Raw genomic sequence first — 13,380 nt, 5'->3', positions numbered from 1 at the left:
ATGGCGCGTGCGGGCCGGAAACGGAAGCTGGATGCAGTACGCCGCAAGACCACGCGGCGCGAACGCCGCCCGGCCGATGCCGGGACACCGGAATTCTATGCCCGACGCGCGCTTGTTGTTGGCGCGGACGGCGCACGCGATCCCCGATCCGGGGACCCGCTCGGAATTCTCCGCCTGTCGGGGCATATCACCCAGGCGCAGATGGATGCCGGCTGGGTCTATACGGTGATGCGCTGGCGGGCCTTCGGGAAGCCGACGCCCTACACCCATATTTATCAGCGCTATGCCAGCGGGCTCACGGGGATGAACGCCGGCGGCGCCAATCTCTATCCCGACGCGGATGCGCGGGCGCGGGACATCTTCGCGCGCGGCGACAATGTTTTGCGCAATGCGGGACGGCTTGCCTGGTCGGAGACGCGCCGGGTAAGCGTCGAGCATCGGCTGCCCGCCTGGTTCTGGCGCGCCAAGGCCGGGTCGCTGGGCAAGGCCGACGCGATCGAGCGGGCGGCGCTGCTGCGCGGGCTGGACGCGTTGGCAGAGGCCTATGGGCGCGGCGACAGGAACTCCGCTGCCGCCCGCGCGACAAGACTAGCCTGATGGAAGCCTAGAGCCCGCCATCGGATTGGCGGGCCTCGTAGGCCTTAACGCCGGCATAGGCCGTGGCGAGCAGCGGGTCGTCGATGCCGACCTCGCGGGCCGTCCGCAGCAGCATGCCGAGGATATGCTCGCCTTCCGAGCGGTTCCCCGCCTCGATATCACGCAGCATGGAGGTGACGTATCCGGAGTCCGGGTCCGCGAACAGCGCCCGGTAATTTTCCAAGAAGGCGTCGCTCGGCGGGTAGCCCGAGCGTTTGGCGACCTCGGCGGTTGTCTCGAGGAAATGCCGGAACAGGGCCGCGCCCTCCTGCGTGCGCACGATCTGTCCGACATTGGCGCGCATCAGCGTGGTCATGCCGGCGGCCGACGCGAGATGGACCATCTTCTCCCACATCTCCGCCATGGCGTTCTCCAGCGCCACGGGTTCGAGGCCTTTTGCTCCTTCGAGTGCAGCGCGGAGTGCGCTGACCCGGTCGGTGATGCCGCCGGCCTGCTCGCCGAAATTCAGCCAGCGCCAGTCGTTCATATGCTTGATCGTGCCGTCGGGCATCCGGGCGGCGGAAATCTTCACCGTGCCCGCGAGGACATGATCGGCACCGAACCGGTCGTTGAGTATCCGGATGTGGTCGAGCCCGTTGAGAATCGGGAAGACCATGGTGTCCGGGCCGACGCCGGGCGCGATCGCGGCGATCGCGTCGTCGAGATCGTAGGCCTTGCAGGTGAGGAGAATGAGGTCGTAGTCCGGCGTCAGCTCGGCCTGCCGGATGGTTTTCACCGGTCCCGCGAAATCGCCGTAGGTGCTCTCGATGCGCAGCCCGTCGCGCGCCAGCCGTTCGCGCGTCGCGTCGCGAACCAGGAACGTGACGTCGCGCCCGGCCTCGGTAAGCCGTCCCCCGACATAGCCGCCGATCGCGCCGGCCCCCAGAATCAGAAACTTCATGCCCCGCACCTCCCCGTGCTTCGGTTATTGTAGCCGATCATTCCGATGTGAAACGAGCCGTCCGGGGCACCAATATGAAGATCACCAAAACAGAGATCACCCGCCTGGCGGTGCCGATGCGCCGTCCGATCCGCACCTCGTTCCACGATTTCTCCCACGCCCACACGGTGCTTGTGCAGATGCGCACGGATGCGGGGCTGACGGGCATGGGCTGGTGTTTCGCCTTCGAGGAACGCAAGGCCGATGTGCTGGCGCTGCTGGCGGAAGATCTGGCCGCGCTGTACACGGGCCGCGACCCGCGCGCGGTGCGGGACAATCATGCCATGGCGTGGAAGGACATGAATTTCCTCGGTCACGCCGGGGCGTCGATGATCGCGCTGTCGGGTATCGACACGGCGTGCTGGGAGCTGGCGGCGCTGGCTGCCGACGTGCCGCTGTACCGCCATCTCGGCGGGGCCAGGACGCGGGTCCAGACCTATGCGTCGTCCGCCCTTTGGCTGGACCGGTCGATCGATGCGCTCACCGCGGAGGCGCTGGAACTGGTGAATGACGGCCACCGGGCCATGAAGGTGCGTGTCGGACAGGCGGATTTCATGAAGGATGTCGAGCGGGTCCGCGAGGTGCGCGCGGCGGTGGGGCCGGACATTACTCTGATGGTTGACGCCAACCAGGCGTGGCCGGAATCGGTCGCGATCCGGGCCGGACGCGAATTCGAGGCGCTGGACATCTTCTGGCTCGAGGAGCCGGTCTACTATACCGACATCGAAGGCTGCGCGCGGATCACCGCGGCGCTGGATATGCGGGTGGCGACCGGCGAGACGGCCTACGGCTCGGCGGCGATGAAGCAGCATCTGGATGTGCGCGCGGCGGACGTGCTGATGCCGGATCTGCAGCGGATGGGCGGGATCACGGATTACCTGAATACCTGCGCGCTGTGCGCCGCATACGATCAGCCGGTGTCGTCGCACCTGTTCACGGAAGCCTCGGGCCATGTGCTGGCGGCCCAGCCCCACGCGCTGATGCTGGAGCATATGGAGTGGTGGGAGGAATTGTTCACCGACCCGCTTGTTGTTGAAGAGGGTGCCGTGGTGCTGCCGGACGGCCCGGGGCTGGGGCTGACGCTTAAACCCGGCGCGCTTGAGAAGTTTGCCGTCTAGCTAGCCGGCCCGGCGGGTGTCGTCGGCCTCCGGGTCGTCGATTGACCCCTGTAGCGCGGAGATGCGTCGCTGGAGTTCATCGGCCGGACACGGCCAGCGAACGGTGGCATCGAAGCCGGGCAGGGAATCGAAACGGTCCATGCCGGACATCGACGGCGGAATCATCAACACCTTCGGGTAGGCCGCGTTTTTCAGGAGCCGCACCATCATCGGGGCCTGCATGTCGCTGGTGTTGAACGAGACCAGAAGCAGATCCGGGGTGATGCTTTCCTGACAATCGAGGAACTGCTTGCCGCTGTTCATCTCGATCACCATGTGGCCGCCGGCCTCGACCGCCATGCGAATTTCCGACAGATCGAACTCCGCATCGACGACGGCGACCACGGTCATGGGATTCCCGGCGATGACGGCCGATGCGGGATCGTCGACCGGTTCCGGCGTCCCGGACAAGGCGCGGTAGAGGCGCACGAGCTGCTCTTCCTTGTGCCGGTTGATCCGCACGATCTGGCGCAGGCGCGATTCGACGGTCACCAGCAGCATTTCAAAATCTACGGGCTTCGTCAGGTAGTCGTCGGCGCCAAGTTTCTTGCCCGCAATGATGTCCTTGCGGTCGGCCAGGGCTGACAGGAACACAAACGGGACGTCGTCATATTCCGCATGGGCGTCGCGCAGCTTCGTGAGGAGCTCATACCCGTTCATGTCGGGCATGTTCACGTCGCAGAGAACCAGATCGGGCTTGTGCGCGACGATCGCGTCGTAGCCCACGCGGCCGTTGGCGGCTTCGAACATGTCGTAACCGGCTTCGCGCAACTCTTCGACAATATCTTCGCGCAGCTCGGCTTCGTCTTCGATACAGAGGATTTTTGTCATGGGCGTTTTCCCGGTTCGGCCGTCTAGGCGGCCGCGTTGACGTCAAGGGGTGAACTGGAGTCGCCGCGGGCATCGGGGCGGCGTTCCGGCAGGCGCACGGTGAAGGTTGTCCCCACGCCGACATTGCTTTCGACAGTGATGTTCCCGCCATGCATTTCCACGAGTTCGCTGGCCAGGTTCAGGCCAATGCCGGTTCCCGCGATTCCCTCGGACGTGGTGGCCCGGAAGAACCGGTCAAACAGGCGCGAGAGTTCGTCCTTGGGGATGCCGATGCCGTTATCCGCGATCGCGATTGTCAGAAAACCGTCGGCCTCGCGGGCGCCGATGACCGATATGCGCGGCGTGTTCGGTGTGTATTTCACGGCGTTGGAAAGAAGGTTCGTGAAGACCTGGTCGAGAAGGGCCGCGTCCGCCTCAACCGCGTCCGGCAGGTCTTCCAGATCCAGGTGAATATCCACCTCATCGGAGAGTTCGGCCTGGCGTTCGCAGACATTGCGGACGAGTTCCGCCAGATCCATCATTTGCGAACGCAACTCGACATGACCCTCGTCGAGACGTGACGCGGACAAGGTGCTTTCGATCAGCGCCAGCATCCGGCGCACCGCGCCGCGAATCCGCGACAGGCGTTTCTCCAGTTCCGGCGCTTCGATGATGTCTATGCGACGTTCGACGCGTTGGGCGGCACCGTCGATGATGGCGAGCGGTGTGCGAAATTCATGGGAGGCCATCGAAACGAACTTGCGCTGGAGGGCGCTGAAATCCTTTTCTTTCTCGAGCGCCGTTTCGAGCTGGGCGGCCTGTTCGCGAACCTCCGCCGTGCGCTCGCGGACCTTGTCTTCCAGGCGATCGCGATGCTGCTGGAGTTCTTCCTGCGTCTCGTGAAGCTGGTCGATGCGTGTCTGCAGCATCTTTTCCTTGTTGAAGATCTCCGCCTGGGCCTTTTTCCGCTCGCGAATGTCGCGCGCGATCACCGCCGCGCCGCGGATATGGCCATCCTGACTGCGAATGAGCGAGAAACGCAGCGACACGTCGACCAGCTCGCCGTCCTTGCGCACCCGGATCGTTTCGCGGGTCGGCGTCGGCGCGCCCGACATCATCGCCTTCATCAGCTGGGTGGTTTCGTGCTCGAAACCTTCCGGCGACAGGATGCTGACATCATTGCCGATGATCTCTTCCGCCGTGTAGCCATAGAGCCGCTCCGCGCCCTTGTTCCAGCTGGTCAGTTCACCGGTTGTCGAGAGGGTCAGGATCGAATCTTCCGCCTGTTCGACGATCGCCGCGAGATCACGCAGGCGGGCCTGCACGCGGCGGCGCTCGGCGACCTCGGTCTGCAGGGGGCCGGTCAGGCCACGCAGCAGCAGCCATCCGGAAAGGCCCGCGATGATCGATGCCGCGATCACCGACGCGATGGCGATGAGCTTGGTGCTCTCCAGGTCGCGCATGCGCTTGACCAGAACGCGGCGGAGTTCCGGAAGGATCTGGTCGTAGAGCCGTAAACTGGCCTCGATCGAGGATGTGCCCAGGGCGAAAACCTCGCCCGGCGGCCGGTTGAAATCACCGCTGGCGATGAAGTGGTGGAACTTGTTGGTGTCGCGGTCGAAATCCTCGAACTGGCGGGTGAGGTTGCGGGCAATCTCGCCGTCCTCCCCGACGGCGATGTTGAAGCCGTAGAAAAGATTGTCGTGCGCGGTCTGCAGCGCCCAATCGTCAATGCTCAGGAGCTGGCGGTCACGCAAGGTCGGTTCGCGACCGCTTTCCAGTATGTTGAGCGCGCGGCTGCGCGCCTCGCTCACCCGGGCGATCATCTGCGGCAGTTCGATGACCACCAGGTCGATCAGATGCGTCGATTCGAGGCCGGAATCGACCGCCAGATTCGACGTGTTTCCGAGGTGCCGGTTCAGGTCCACCAGCTCGCGCTCGATGCCCTGATGCGGGTTCTCGGTTGTCGCCGCGTCGCCGGCGCGTCGGATTCGCTTCACGTTGGTCCAGACCGCGTGCAGGCGGGCGAAGGGTTCGGAGACCCGGAACGGGTCGCCGGATATTTCGGCCCGCTCCAGCAGCGCCTCGATCCCGGCATCGATGGCCGCTTCGATCTCCTCGATCCGGGAGCTGGATTCGCGGTCGTCGCGCCGGGCGAGCTGGACGAGTGCGCGGTGGCGGGGCGCGAGTTCGAACAGGTGACGCAGTTCGACGAGATATTCGAGGCCGGCGACTTCGTTCCGGGCCGCGCGAATCTGTGCGTTGCGGTCATCTACCAGGATGAAAACGAACACGATCAGCGGCAGCAGCAGGGTCATGGCCGCCAGCGTCAGTTTCGACGCATAACTCAGCTTGATCTGACCTTGCTGGCCCATCGGAGTCGACTTTCGCGAATGCGCGCCGAAAAGTCGGCACACCGGATGATCGACAATGGCGGGAGCAGGTTAAATTGGTCTTAAGCCCATGGGCCGCAAACGCGCGGTCACGGGGTTTTTACGCATCCAACCAGGCGCGCCAGGCCGGCCATTCCGCGATCAGCGCGGCGATCATGGCGTAGCCATCGCCCAGCACATGCACGCCATCACAATTTCGTTGCGCGGTCTCCCAGTTCGGGTTGCCGTGCAATGTCGCGAAAATATCCAGGTAGGGAACGGCCAGCTCGTCGCACAAATCCGCGTAGCGCCGGTTGAGTTCGGCGATGCGCGCGTTGTTGAAGTCGTAAGCGATGCCGTTGGGGAAAATATAGGGCTGCATGTCCTCGATGACCGGGATGGGGCCGAGCATCAGTGTCGGGCGCCAGTCGCGCGCCTCGGTGAGCATCGCACGGGCGTTGGCGACGGACTCCTCGACGGGCACCCGGATGCCCGCTCCGCTTTCCTCCGCCATGTCGTTCACGCCGAAGGAGAAGACGAGGCGGCCGTTCACATGGTCCGGCAGGCGTGAGTCGCATTCGGCGCGCCAGCGCGGCCGGATCATCGCGCTCGTGTCGCCGCGTACGCCGTTGTTGTACAGCGTGATGTCATGGCCGCGGGCGGTCTCCGCCACGCAGAGATGGCCGGGCCAGCCGAGAAATCCGGCGTCGCCGCTGCCGACCGTGATGCTGTCGCCGACGAAACAGATGCGCAATGTGGCCATGGCGGTATCTCCGTTTGTGCATTTGTGTTCAGCAGGTCAGCCGCTTCGCGCCTGGAGTCAGGGTGTTGCTGAACGACGGTCTATGTGGAACTTGAGTGACCGCCGCTCAGCCTGCACTAGATTTTTGCATTCCTTGTTGCGGAGGACTAGCGTGCACGAAATTCATGATCACAAAGTTGCGCCCGCCGGGGTCCCTCCGGCGGGTTTTTTCGTTTGCACGTCGGAGGATTTTTCCATGGCGCACGGAAACACATGGCCGAGCCACCGCCGACCCCATGGCTCCGTTCGGGTCAACAAGGCGAAGCGCGAACTTTTCCTCGAGGTGCTGGCCGAGACCGCCAGTGTAACGGCCGCGTCACAGGCGACCTGTGTTTATCGCGCGAAGTGGTACCGGATTCGCCGGGCCGATCCGGCGTTTGCGAAAGCCTGGGACGAGGCGCTGGAAATCGGTATCGACGCGGCGGAGGATGAGGCGATCCGCCGCGCGGTCGCCGGACATGAAGAGCCGATTTATTTCCGGGGCGAAAAGATCGGCGCGGTCACGAAATACTCGGACCGGATGCTGATGCAGCTTCTTCAGGCGCGCCGTCCGAGCCGCTATGGCGGCCAAGCCGCGCGCGCGGAGGCTGACGATCTCCGGAGCCTCCTGCGCGAGATCGACGGCGGCGACGTGCCGCGCGACGCGACCCCCGAAGTCCCGCGCGGATTTGCCCAGGGCGGCGCCCGCCCGGGTGCGGGACGGCGGAAATGACCGGCGACCCGGATCGCGAGGCGGCCCTCGCGCGGTTCTCCGACCGCCGCTGGCGTCTCAACAATCTCTACTGGATCAAGGACGCGTATGGCCGGCGGGTGAAGTTCACGATGAACCGGGCGCAGGCCGCACTTTTCGACGATCTGCATTCGCTCAACATCGTGCTCAAGGCCCGCCAGCTGGGCATGACGACTTTCATTCAGCTGCTGATTCTCGACGCGTGTCTGTTCACCGCCAACACGACGGCGGGAACGCTGGCCCACACGCTTCACGACGCGGAGGCCATCTTCAAGGAGAAGATACGCTATCCCTACCAGCAGTTGCCCCGCGCGCTGCGCCGCGTGATCCCGACGGTCGGGAACTCGGCGCGCGAGCTGGCGTTCGCCAACGGTTCGAGCCTGCGGGTGGGGACGAGCCTGCGCTCGGGCACGTTCCAGTATCTGCATATCTCCGAGCATGGGAAAATCTGTGCGCGGTACCCGGACAAGGCAGCCGAGATCAGGGCCGGGGCGCTGAACACGGTACATCCGGGGCAGACCATTTTCATCGAATCCACCGCGGAAGGCCGCGAGGGAGACTTCCACGAATTCTGCACGCAAGCCCGCAACCGGGCGAAGGAAGGCGCGCCGCTGACCGCACTGGATTTCCGGTTTCACTTTTTCCCCTGGTGGCGCCATCCCGGCTATGCGCTGGCGCCCGAAGATGTGGTGATCCCCGAACGACAGGCGCGGTACTTCGCCGACCTGGCCGCCGCGGGAATCGCGCTCGGCCCCGAACAGAAGGCCTGGTATGTGCGCAAGGCCGCGCAACAGGGCGACGCGATGCGCCGCGAGTTTCCCTCGACCCCGGACGAGGCCTTCGCCGCCTCGGTGACGGGGGCGTATTACGCGCGCGAGATGGACCGGGTGCGCGGCGAGGGGCGTATCCTGGGCCTGCCGCATGATCCGGCGTTGCCGGTCAACACGTTCTGGGATTTGGGCATCAACGATGTGAACGCGATCTGGTTTCACCAGCGCGCCGGGCGCGAGGACCGCTTCATCGACTATTACGAAAACGAGGGGGAGGGGCTGGCGCACTATGTCCAGGCGCTGCGCGACCGGCCCTATACCTATGGGCGTCACTATCTGCCCCATGACGTGGAGGTGCGCGAACTGGGCAGCGGGCTGTCGCGCCGGCGGATGCTGGAGGATCTGGGCCTGCGCCCGATCGTCACCGTGCCGCGCACGACGGAGATGAGCACGGATATCCAGGCGGTACGCAATGCGCTGGCGCGCTGCTGGTTCGACGGCGGCCGTTGCGACGCGGGGCTGCGGCACCTGGACGGGTATCGCCGGGCCTGGGACGACAAGCGCGGGGTGTGGCGCGACCGGCCGCATCACGACGGGGCGTCCCACGGCGCGGACGCGTTCCGGATGTTCGCCGTGGGGTATCACCCGCCCGCGCCGGTGCAGGATTTCCCGGCGACGGTGGGGATGGACTGGGACCCGTTTGCATGAGGGCCACGTCGTACAGGCGGCGGACTCGCCTCGGAGAGATGCGGACTTGAGGTTGGCGCGACGATGGCGCACAATTTTGACGGGCGATAACTATTGCTTGCACCTATTCCCGGTAACGGGTCGGGGGTTGGTGCGCCCGGAAATCAGGGGGTAGCCTGTTCGTCCCGCGCCGGGGCGGTGATCCAGGCTGTGGGGTTCTATGACCGATGGAAATGGCCACACCGGGATAATCGAATCCGCAAACGGGATTGCCGCGTGGTGCGAGGAACGCGCCGAGGCCCTCGGCAAGCAGGCCGCCGTCCAGTTTCGTCTTATTCTGCTTATCGTCGTGGTCGGCGTGGGATTGATCCTGATCCTGCCCCCGCTGGTTGGCCAGATCGACTTCTGGACGACCGAAAAATTCGGTGGTGCGCCGGCGAATGAGGCTGTCGAGAATGTCGAACGGGCTGTCGGTCAGTTGGAAGTTCAAGTTGGGCAATCCCAGGAACGTTTCGATGCGCTTGGAAACGAGCTTGCGCAAATCCAGGCCGATCTCGATCAATCGTCGATGGTGCGCAGCGAGCTTGTTGAAAGATTGTCCGCGAGCCTGAGCCAACCGTTCGCATTCTGGCGAAGCCAGGCGGAGGATCTGGATGACGAGTATGACTACGACATCTTCGCATCTCTCGTGGCGCGGGACGGGACCATCATAGCCGTCGGAACGAGCGACACGAGCTTCGACGGCGACATGATCATCCTGAACTCGTCGAATGGCACAGACTGGTCTGCCGCAAACCTCGGGGATGATTTCGACGACGAGTTTCCGGGAGTGCTTTACGGAATTGTGCAGACCGCCGAAGGCGGTTTCGTCGCCGTCGGGGGCGAGGTCTCGGAATTCGATACGAATACCGTGTTTGTCGCGCGCTCGTTTGACGGCGTGAACTGGGAAGCTGTCCGCCCGAACGACGCAGCTGGTGAATTGATCAACGGTACGTTGTTCACCGTGACGTTAAAGCCGGATGGAACGTTGGTCGCCGGCGGGGTCGAGGAGCATGAAGGCAACGGCGGCATTGAACTCGATGAAAGCGCATCCGCCTTGATCATGACGTCTCCCGACGGCCAGGCATGGACGGAGGTCGCGGCGCAGACTGCGAACGCTACGCGGATCGACAGCGTTGTACTTTCTCTGGTCGTTGCACCCGACAATGCGTTGATCGCTTTTGGCAACAAGGAAGTTCGGACCGAGAACGCAAGGTCGGGCGAATTTGAAATCGACATCCTGCGGTCGGCCGACGGTCGAAACTGGACATCCGTGCGACCCCTGAGCGTCACCGGAAAGCCGATTCAGGGCAGTCTCTTCAATGCCCAGACTTTGTCCGATGGCAGCCTGATCGCCGTGGGCCGCGAAGGGGCCTCTTTTTTCGAATCAAGGGCGCTTCTTCTGCGATCGAAAAACGGAGTCGACTGGTCGCCCGTTCGTCCCGTCGACAAAAACGGAAATCGAATCGGTGGCTCGCTTTTCGGTCTGACAAGGATGTCGAACGGCGTGGTGGTCGCGGCAGGCAGCGAGAGTGGCAGAGGCGCCGGAGGTGCCGTCCTGATCTATTCCCGCGATGGAGATATGTGGGAGGTTGTGCGGCCCGAGGATGACTTTGGTGAGCGGGTTTCCGGTACGCCGTCGGCGCTCAGCGCCGTTCGATCAAACGAACTTTACGTGCTCGGCGAGAGCATCTGGCAGCTCTGGATTGGTTCGGATCAGGACGGCCCCTGGAAGGCGTGGTCGCTTGACGGAGAAAGGACCGACCGTCCGGAACTGGTGACGGATACGCTCAACGGCATGGTCGAGTTGCTGTCGGATGGGACTTCCGGGTATCCGCCGGGTACGGACCTTGAGCGCAGTCTGGCGACCGATACGCGCAACCGATGGCTTCAGAATCTCGATTCCGAACGCCGGGTTACCGCATTGCAGAACGATACGAGTAACGCGCTGGCGCAGCAGAATGACACGCTGGCAAGCGTTCAGGGCGGGGTGGAGCAATTGTCGCGCGCGCTGACCGACGCCGACGAATTGCGCCGGGCGAGCCGGATCGCAACGCGAATTGCCATCGTCGCATTGCTGATCTACCTCGTTCAGATCATCGTGAACCGCTACCGGTATCTCCAGCGCATTTCCGGATTCTACCGTGGACGGGCACAGGCGATCAGGCTCCTCACGGCGTCTCCCGATGCGCAGGATATTCTGAAGGGCGTTCCGTTTACGGACCTCATGGCGACGCTCTCTCCGGATTCCATCGGTTTTGATAAATCCGCGGAGCCACCGACCCAGAACCTTGTCGGAATGTTTCGCGACGCGATTCGGCCGGGCCGCTAATTGATCCGGTAAAGCTTTGGAATGATTACGCGCCGCCGACCCCGCCGACGCATGTGCCTTCGACGATGAATAGCGAATCCGGCTGCCGCTCAGGCCTGGGCCTTTACAATCCGGTTCGACAGCACGCCGATGCCCTCGATCTCGCAGGACACGACATCGCCGGGCTTGATCCATTTGTCGATTTCGAAGCCGACGCTGTAGGCCGGCGGCCCGGAGCCGAAGAAGTCACCGACTTCGACGAATTCGTCGCGCGAGACATAGGCGATCAGCTCGGCAAAGGTGAAGGACCAGCCGCTGATCGCCCCGTCGAACCAGATCTCGTCGTTGACCTTTGTGGTCAGCCTGAGGCCGTCGAGATCGGGAATTTCATCCGCGGTGACCAGGCAGGGCCCCATGACCTTCGAGGTCGTGAAATCCTTGGCCTTGGCCGGGCCCATGCGTAGTGTCAGTTCATCGGGCTGGACATCGCGCAGGCCGAGGTCGTTGAAGACCGTATAGCCGGCGACATGATCCCAGGCGCGTTCGGCGGGAATGTCCCGGCCGCGCTTGCCGATATACATGCCGAGCTCGAACTCATAGTCGAGGCGTTCGGAGTATTTCGGCCAGATCACATCGTCGTCCGGTCCCGCGACCGAGCCCCGGCTCGGTTTCCAGAAGATCGGCATCGATTTGGCGGCTTCGGGAATCCGGTCCTGCTCGGCAATCTTGAACAGCCGCTCCATGCCGACGAGATAATGGTCGAGAATGAGAATGCCGTCGCGGATCATCGGCGGGCGCGGCACCGGTGCCAGCAGACGCACATCGGCCCTGTCGAAAGTCAATCGCTCGCCCTCCGGCCCGACGGGCGACGGTCCCGACTTCAGGCAGTCGCCGACATGATCGATGGCCGCCTGGGCGGCCGCGCGCGAGACCTCCGCACCTTCGAGGAAGCCGATCATGTCGGGCGGCACGAGCCCGAGGGCCGTCCGCTGGGCGGCGTTGAGATCCCCGGACTGCGCGAGATACGCGAAATAGGCGGAGGTCAGATCGACGATCGTGTCGTGGGCGAGCGCGCCGATCCGCTCAAAGCGGCCGAGCACTGTCTGAACTTCGAATGTCACCAAACGCATGGTTGCCTGATTCTCTCTTTTCGGATTTCGGCCCGGTTCGGTTCAAGCGGGAACGGGCCAGGGTTCTGAATGCTCTGATCTCACCCAATGCGGGGCGCGTCGGTCGTCCTGCTTTACAGGCTGCGCGAAGTTTCAGAAGGTCTGCGCGCTGTCGAGCATGGCGAGCCCGGCATTCGCGCATTCCCGGTCCTGCGCGCCGGTGCCCGAGCCGACACCGACGCCGCCGACGCATTTGCCGCCGACGATGATCGGCAGGCCGCCGGGCAGGTTGATGCGCTTGCCCTGGGTGGCGATGGCGAGGCGGAGGTCGGGGCCGTCGGCGATCTCGCCGGTCGGGTCCCGGTAGATCGCGGCGGTCACGGCCTTGGCGATGGCGGTGTCGTTTGACAGGGCGAACGCGCCGTCCATGCGCATGAAGGCCAGCAGGTGTCCGCCGTCATCGACCACGGCGATGCATTGGGGCTGGCCGATCTCCTCGGCCCTGGCGACGGCGCCGCGGATGATCTTGCGCGCGCCGGCGACGGTGAGTTTGGCGTGGGGCTGGAGGTCTTCGCTCATGATGGAGTCTCCTGTTTCAGGGTTGAACGGGGGCAGCCGGCGCCTTCGCGACCAGCAGGACCGCGACCATGCCGGCGAACCTGTTGCACCGGGTGCGCCGGGGCGATGCCGAAATTTCGCACGAGAAGGCCATGGGCCGATCCAAGCACCGACGACGGGTCCGGGCAATGTCCCAGATCAACTTCCCACGATTTTGCACAGGAGAAACAAGCATGAGCGCCGTGTTTTCCAGACCGCCGCCCCCGCCACCCCCGGCGCCGCCGGCACCCACGCGCGACGACCCGGCCGTGGAGGCGGCGCGACGGCGCGCCGTGATCGCCGCGCGCCATGCCCGCGGCCGGTCCGCGACCGTCCTGACCGGAAACAGGGGCCTGGCAAGCGGTGCGGGTCTTCCGGGCGACACACCGATCAGCAAGAAAACATTACTGGGAGCATGAA

At 64.3% G+C, this 13,380-nt stretch carries 12 protein-coding genes; 6 read left to right on the top strand and 6 right to left on the bottom strand.

Going from position 1 to position 13,380, the window contains the following annotated elements:
- Positions 1-597, top strand: a complete 597-nt coding sequence (locus ABJ363_12295; GenBank protein MEP4379775.1) for a hypothetical protein — start codon at positions 1-3, stop codon at positions 595-597.
- A 7-nt stretch (positions 598-604) separates the two neighbouring features.
- Here the strand turns inward: ABJ363_12295 and ABJ363_12290 are convergent, their stop codons facing one another.
- Positions 605-1,537 (bottom strand): ketopantoate reductase family protein, encoded by a 933-nt coding sequence (locus ABJ363_12290; protein ID MEP4379774.1) that lies wholly within the window; start codon positions 1,535-1,537, stop codon positions 605-607.
- Positions 1,538-1,611: 74 nt separating this feature from the next.
- On the opposite strand from ABJ363_12290, the gene ABJ363_12285 reads away from it, so the two are divergent.
- Positions 1,612-2,694, top strand: a complete 1,083-nt coding sequence (locus tag ABJ363_12285) for a mandelate racemase/muconate lactonizing enzyme family protein (GenBank protein ID MEP4379773.1) — start codon at positions 1,612-1,614, stop codon at positions 2,692-2,694.
- Here ABJ363_12285 and ABJ363_12280 read toward each other — a convergent pair whose 3' ends face one another.
- The 3 genes from ABJ363_12280 to ABJ363_12270 form a co-directional block, all read right to left on the bottom strand.
- On the bottom strand, positions 2,695-3,564 hold the full coding sequence (locus ABJ363_12280; GenBank protein MEP4379772.1) for a response regulator: 870 nt from the start codon (positions 3,562-3,564) through the stop codon (positions 2,695-2,697).
- Positions 3,565-3,587: 23 nt separating this feature from the next.
- A complete protein-coding gene (locus ABJ363_12275) occupies positions 3,588-5,918 on the bottom strand; it encodes a PAS domain-containing sensor histidine kinase (protein MEP4379771.1) in 2,331 nt (776 codons plus the stop codon).
- Positions 5,919-6,036: 118 nt separating this feature from the next.
- Entirely contained in the window at positions 6,037-6,678 is a 642-nt protein-coding gene (locus ABJ363_12270; protein ID MEP4379770.1) for a GDSL-type esterase/lipase family protein, read from the bottom strand.
- Between the two features lie 235 nt (positions 6,679-6,913).
- On the opposite strand from ABJ363_12270, the gene ABJ363_12265 reads away from it, so the two are divergent.
- The 3 genes from ABJ363_12265 (at position 6,914) to ABJ363_12255 (ending at position 11,275) form a co-directional block, all read left to right on the top strand.
- Complete coding sequence (locus ABJ363_12265) at positions 6,914-7,429, top strand: hypothetical protein (protein MEP4379769.1); 516 nt, start codon at positions 6,914-6,916, stop codon at positions 7,427-7,429.
- Positions 7,426-8,925, top strand: coding sequence for a terminase (locus tag ABJ363_12260; GenBank protein MEP4379768.1), 1,500 nt, complete (start codon positions 7,426-7,428; stop codon positions 8,923-8,925). Before ABJ363_12265 ends, ABJ363_12260 begins: the two co-directional genes overlap by 4 nt.
- A gap of 199 nt (positions 8,926-9,124) precedes the next feature.
- A complete protein-coding gene (locus ABJ363_12255; GenBank protein ID MEP4379767.1) occupies positions 9,125-11,275 on the top strand; it encodes a sialidase family protein in 2,151 nt (716 codons plus the stop codon).
- Positions 11,276-11,364: 89 nt separating this feature from the next.
- Here the strand turns inward: ABJ363_12255 and ABJ363_12250 are convergent, their stop codons facing one another.
- Both ABJ363_12250 and ABJ363_12245 read right to left on the bottom strand, forming a co-directional pair.
- The gene (locus ABJ363_12250; GenBank protein ID MEP4379766.1) at positions 11,365-12,384 is read right to left on the bottom strand and encodes a fumarylacetoacetate hydrolase family protein; all 1,020 of its coding nucleotides are present in this window, start codon (positions 12,382-12,384) and stop codon (positions 11,365-11,367) included.
- Between the two features lie 132 nt (positions 12,385-12,516).
- Positions 12,517-12,942 carry a heme-binding protein gene (locus ABJ363_12245; protein MEP4379765.1) on the bottom strand — a complete coding sequence of 142 codons (426 nt, stop codon included), beginning with the start codon at positions 12,940-12,942 and terminating at the stop codon, positions 12,517-12,519.
- A 212-nt stretch (positions 12,943-13,154) separates the two neighbouring features.
- Here ABJ363_12245 and ABJ363_12240 point away from each other — a divergent pair, with 212 nt between their 5' ends.
- Positions 13,155-13,379: a hypothetical protein gene (locus ABJ363_12240; GenBank protein MEP4379764.1), complete on the top strand. Its 225-nt coding sequence runs from the start codon at positions 13,155-13,157 to the stop codon at positions 13,377-13,379.
- The last annotated feature ends 1 nt before the right edge of the window (position 13,380 follow it).

The organism is Alphaproteobacteria bacterium, from assembly GCA_039980135.1.
Classification (GTDB): domain Bacteria; phylum Pseudomonadota; class Alphaproteobacteria; order UBA6615; family UBA6615; genus UBA8079.
Note: the sequence above shows the minus strand (reverse complement) of the source record. Positions and strands in the feature narration are given on the sequence as shown.

Bases quoted from the DNA above. Each gene is read 5' to 3' on its own strand.
- ABJ363_12295 (MEP4379775.1), top strand. From the start codon at position 1: ATGGCGCGTGCGGGCCGGAAACGGAAGCTGGATGCAGTACGCCGCAAG.
- ABJ363_12290 (MEP4379774.1), bottom strand. From the start codon at position 1,537: ATGAAGTTTCTGATTCTGGGGGCCGGCGCGATCGGCGGCTATGTCGGG.
- ABJ363_12285 (MEP4379773.1), top strand. From the start codon at position 1,612: ATGAAGATCACCAAAACAGAGATCACCCGCCTGGCGGTGCCGATGCGC.
- ABJ363_12280 (MEP4379772.1), bottom strand. From the start codon at position 3,564: ATGACAAAAATCCTCTGTATCGAAGACGAAGCCGAGCTGCGCGAAGAT.
- ABJ363_12275 (MEP4379771.1), bottom strand. From the start codon at position 5,918: ATGGGCCAGCAAGGTCAGATCAAGCTGAGTTATGCGTCGAAACTGACG.
- ABJ363_12270 (MEP4379770.1), bottom strand. From the start codon at position 6,678: ATGGCCACATTGCGCATCTGTTTCGTCGGCGACAGCATCACGGTCGGC.
- ABJ363_12265 (MEP4379769.1), top strand. From the start codon at position 6,914: ATGGCGCACGGAAACACATGGCCGAGCCACCGCCGACCCCATGGCTCC.
- ABJ363_12260 (MEP4379768.1), top strand. From the start codon at position 7,426: ATGACCGGCGACCCGGATCGCGAGGCGGCCCTCGCGCGGTTCTCCGAC.
- ABJ363_12255 (MEP4379767.1), top strand. From the start codon at position 9,125: ATGACCGATGGAAATGGCCACACCGGGATAATCGAATCCGCAAACGGG.
- ABJ363_12250 (MEP4379766.1), bottom strand. From the start codon at position 12,384: ATGCGTTTGGTGACATTCGAAGTTCAGACAGTGCTCGGCCGCTTTGAG.
- ABJ363_12245 (MEP4379765.1), bottom strand. From the start codon at position 12,942: ATGAGCGAAGACCTCCAGCCCCACGCCAAACTCACCGTCGCCGGCGCG.
- ABJ363_12240 (MEP4379764.1), top strand. From the start codon at position 13,155: ATGAGCGCCGTGTTTTCCAGACCGCCGCCCCCGCCACCCCCGGCGCCG.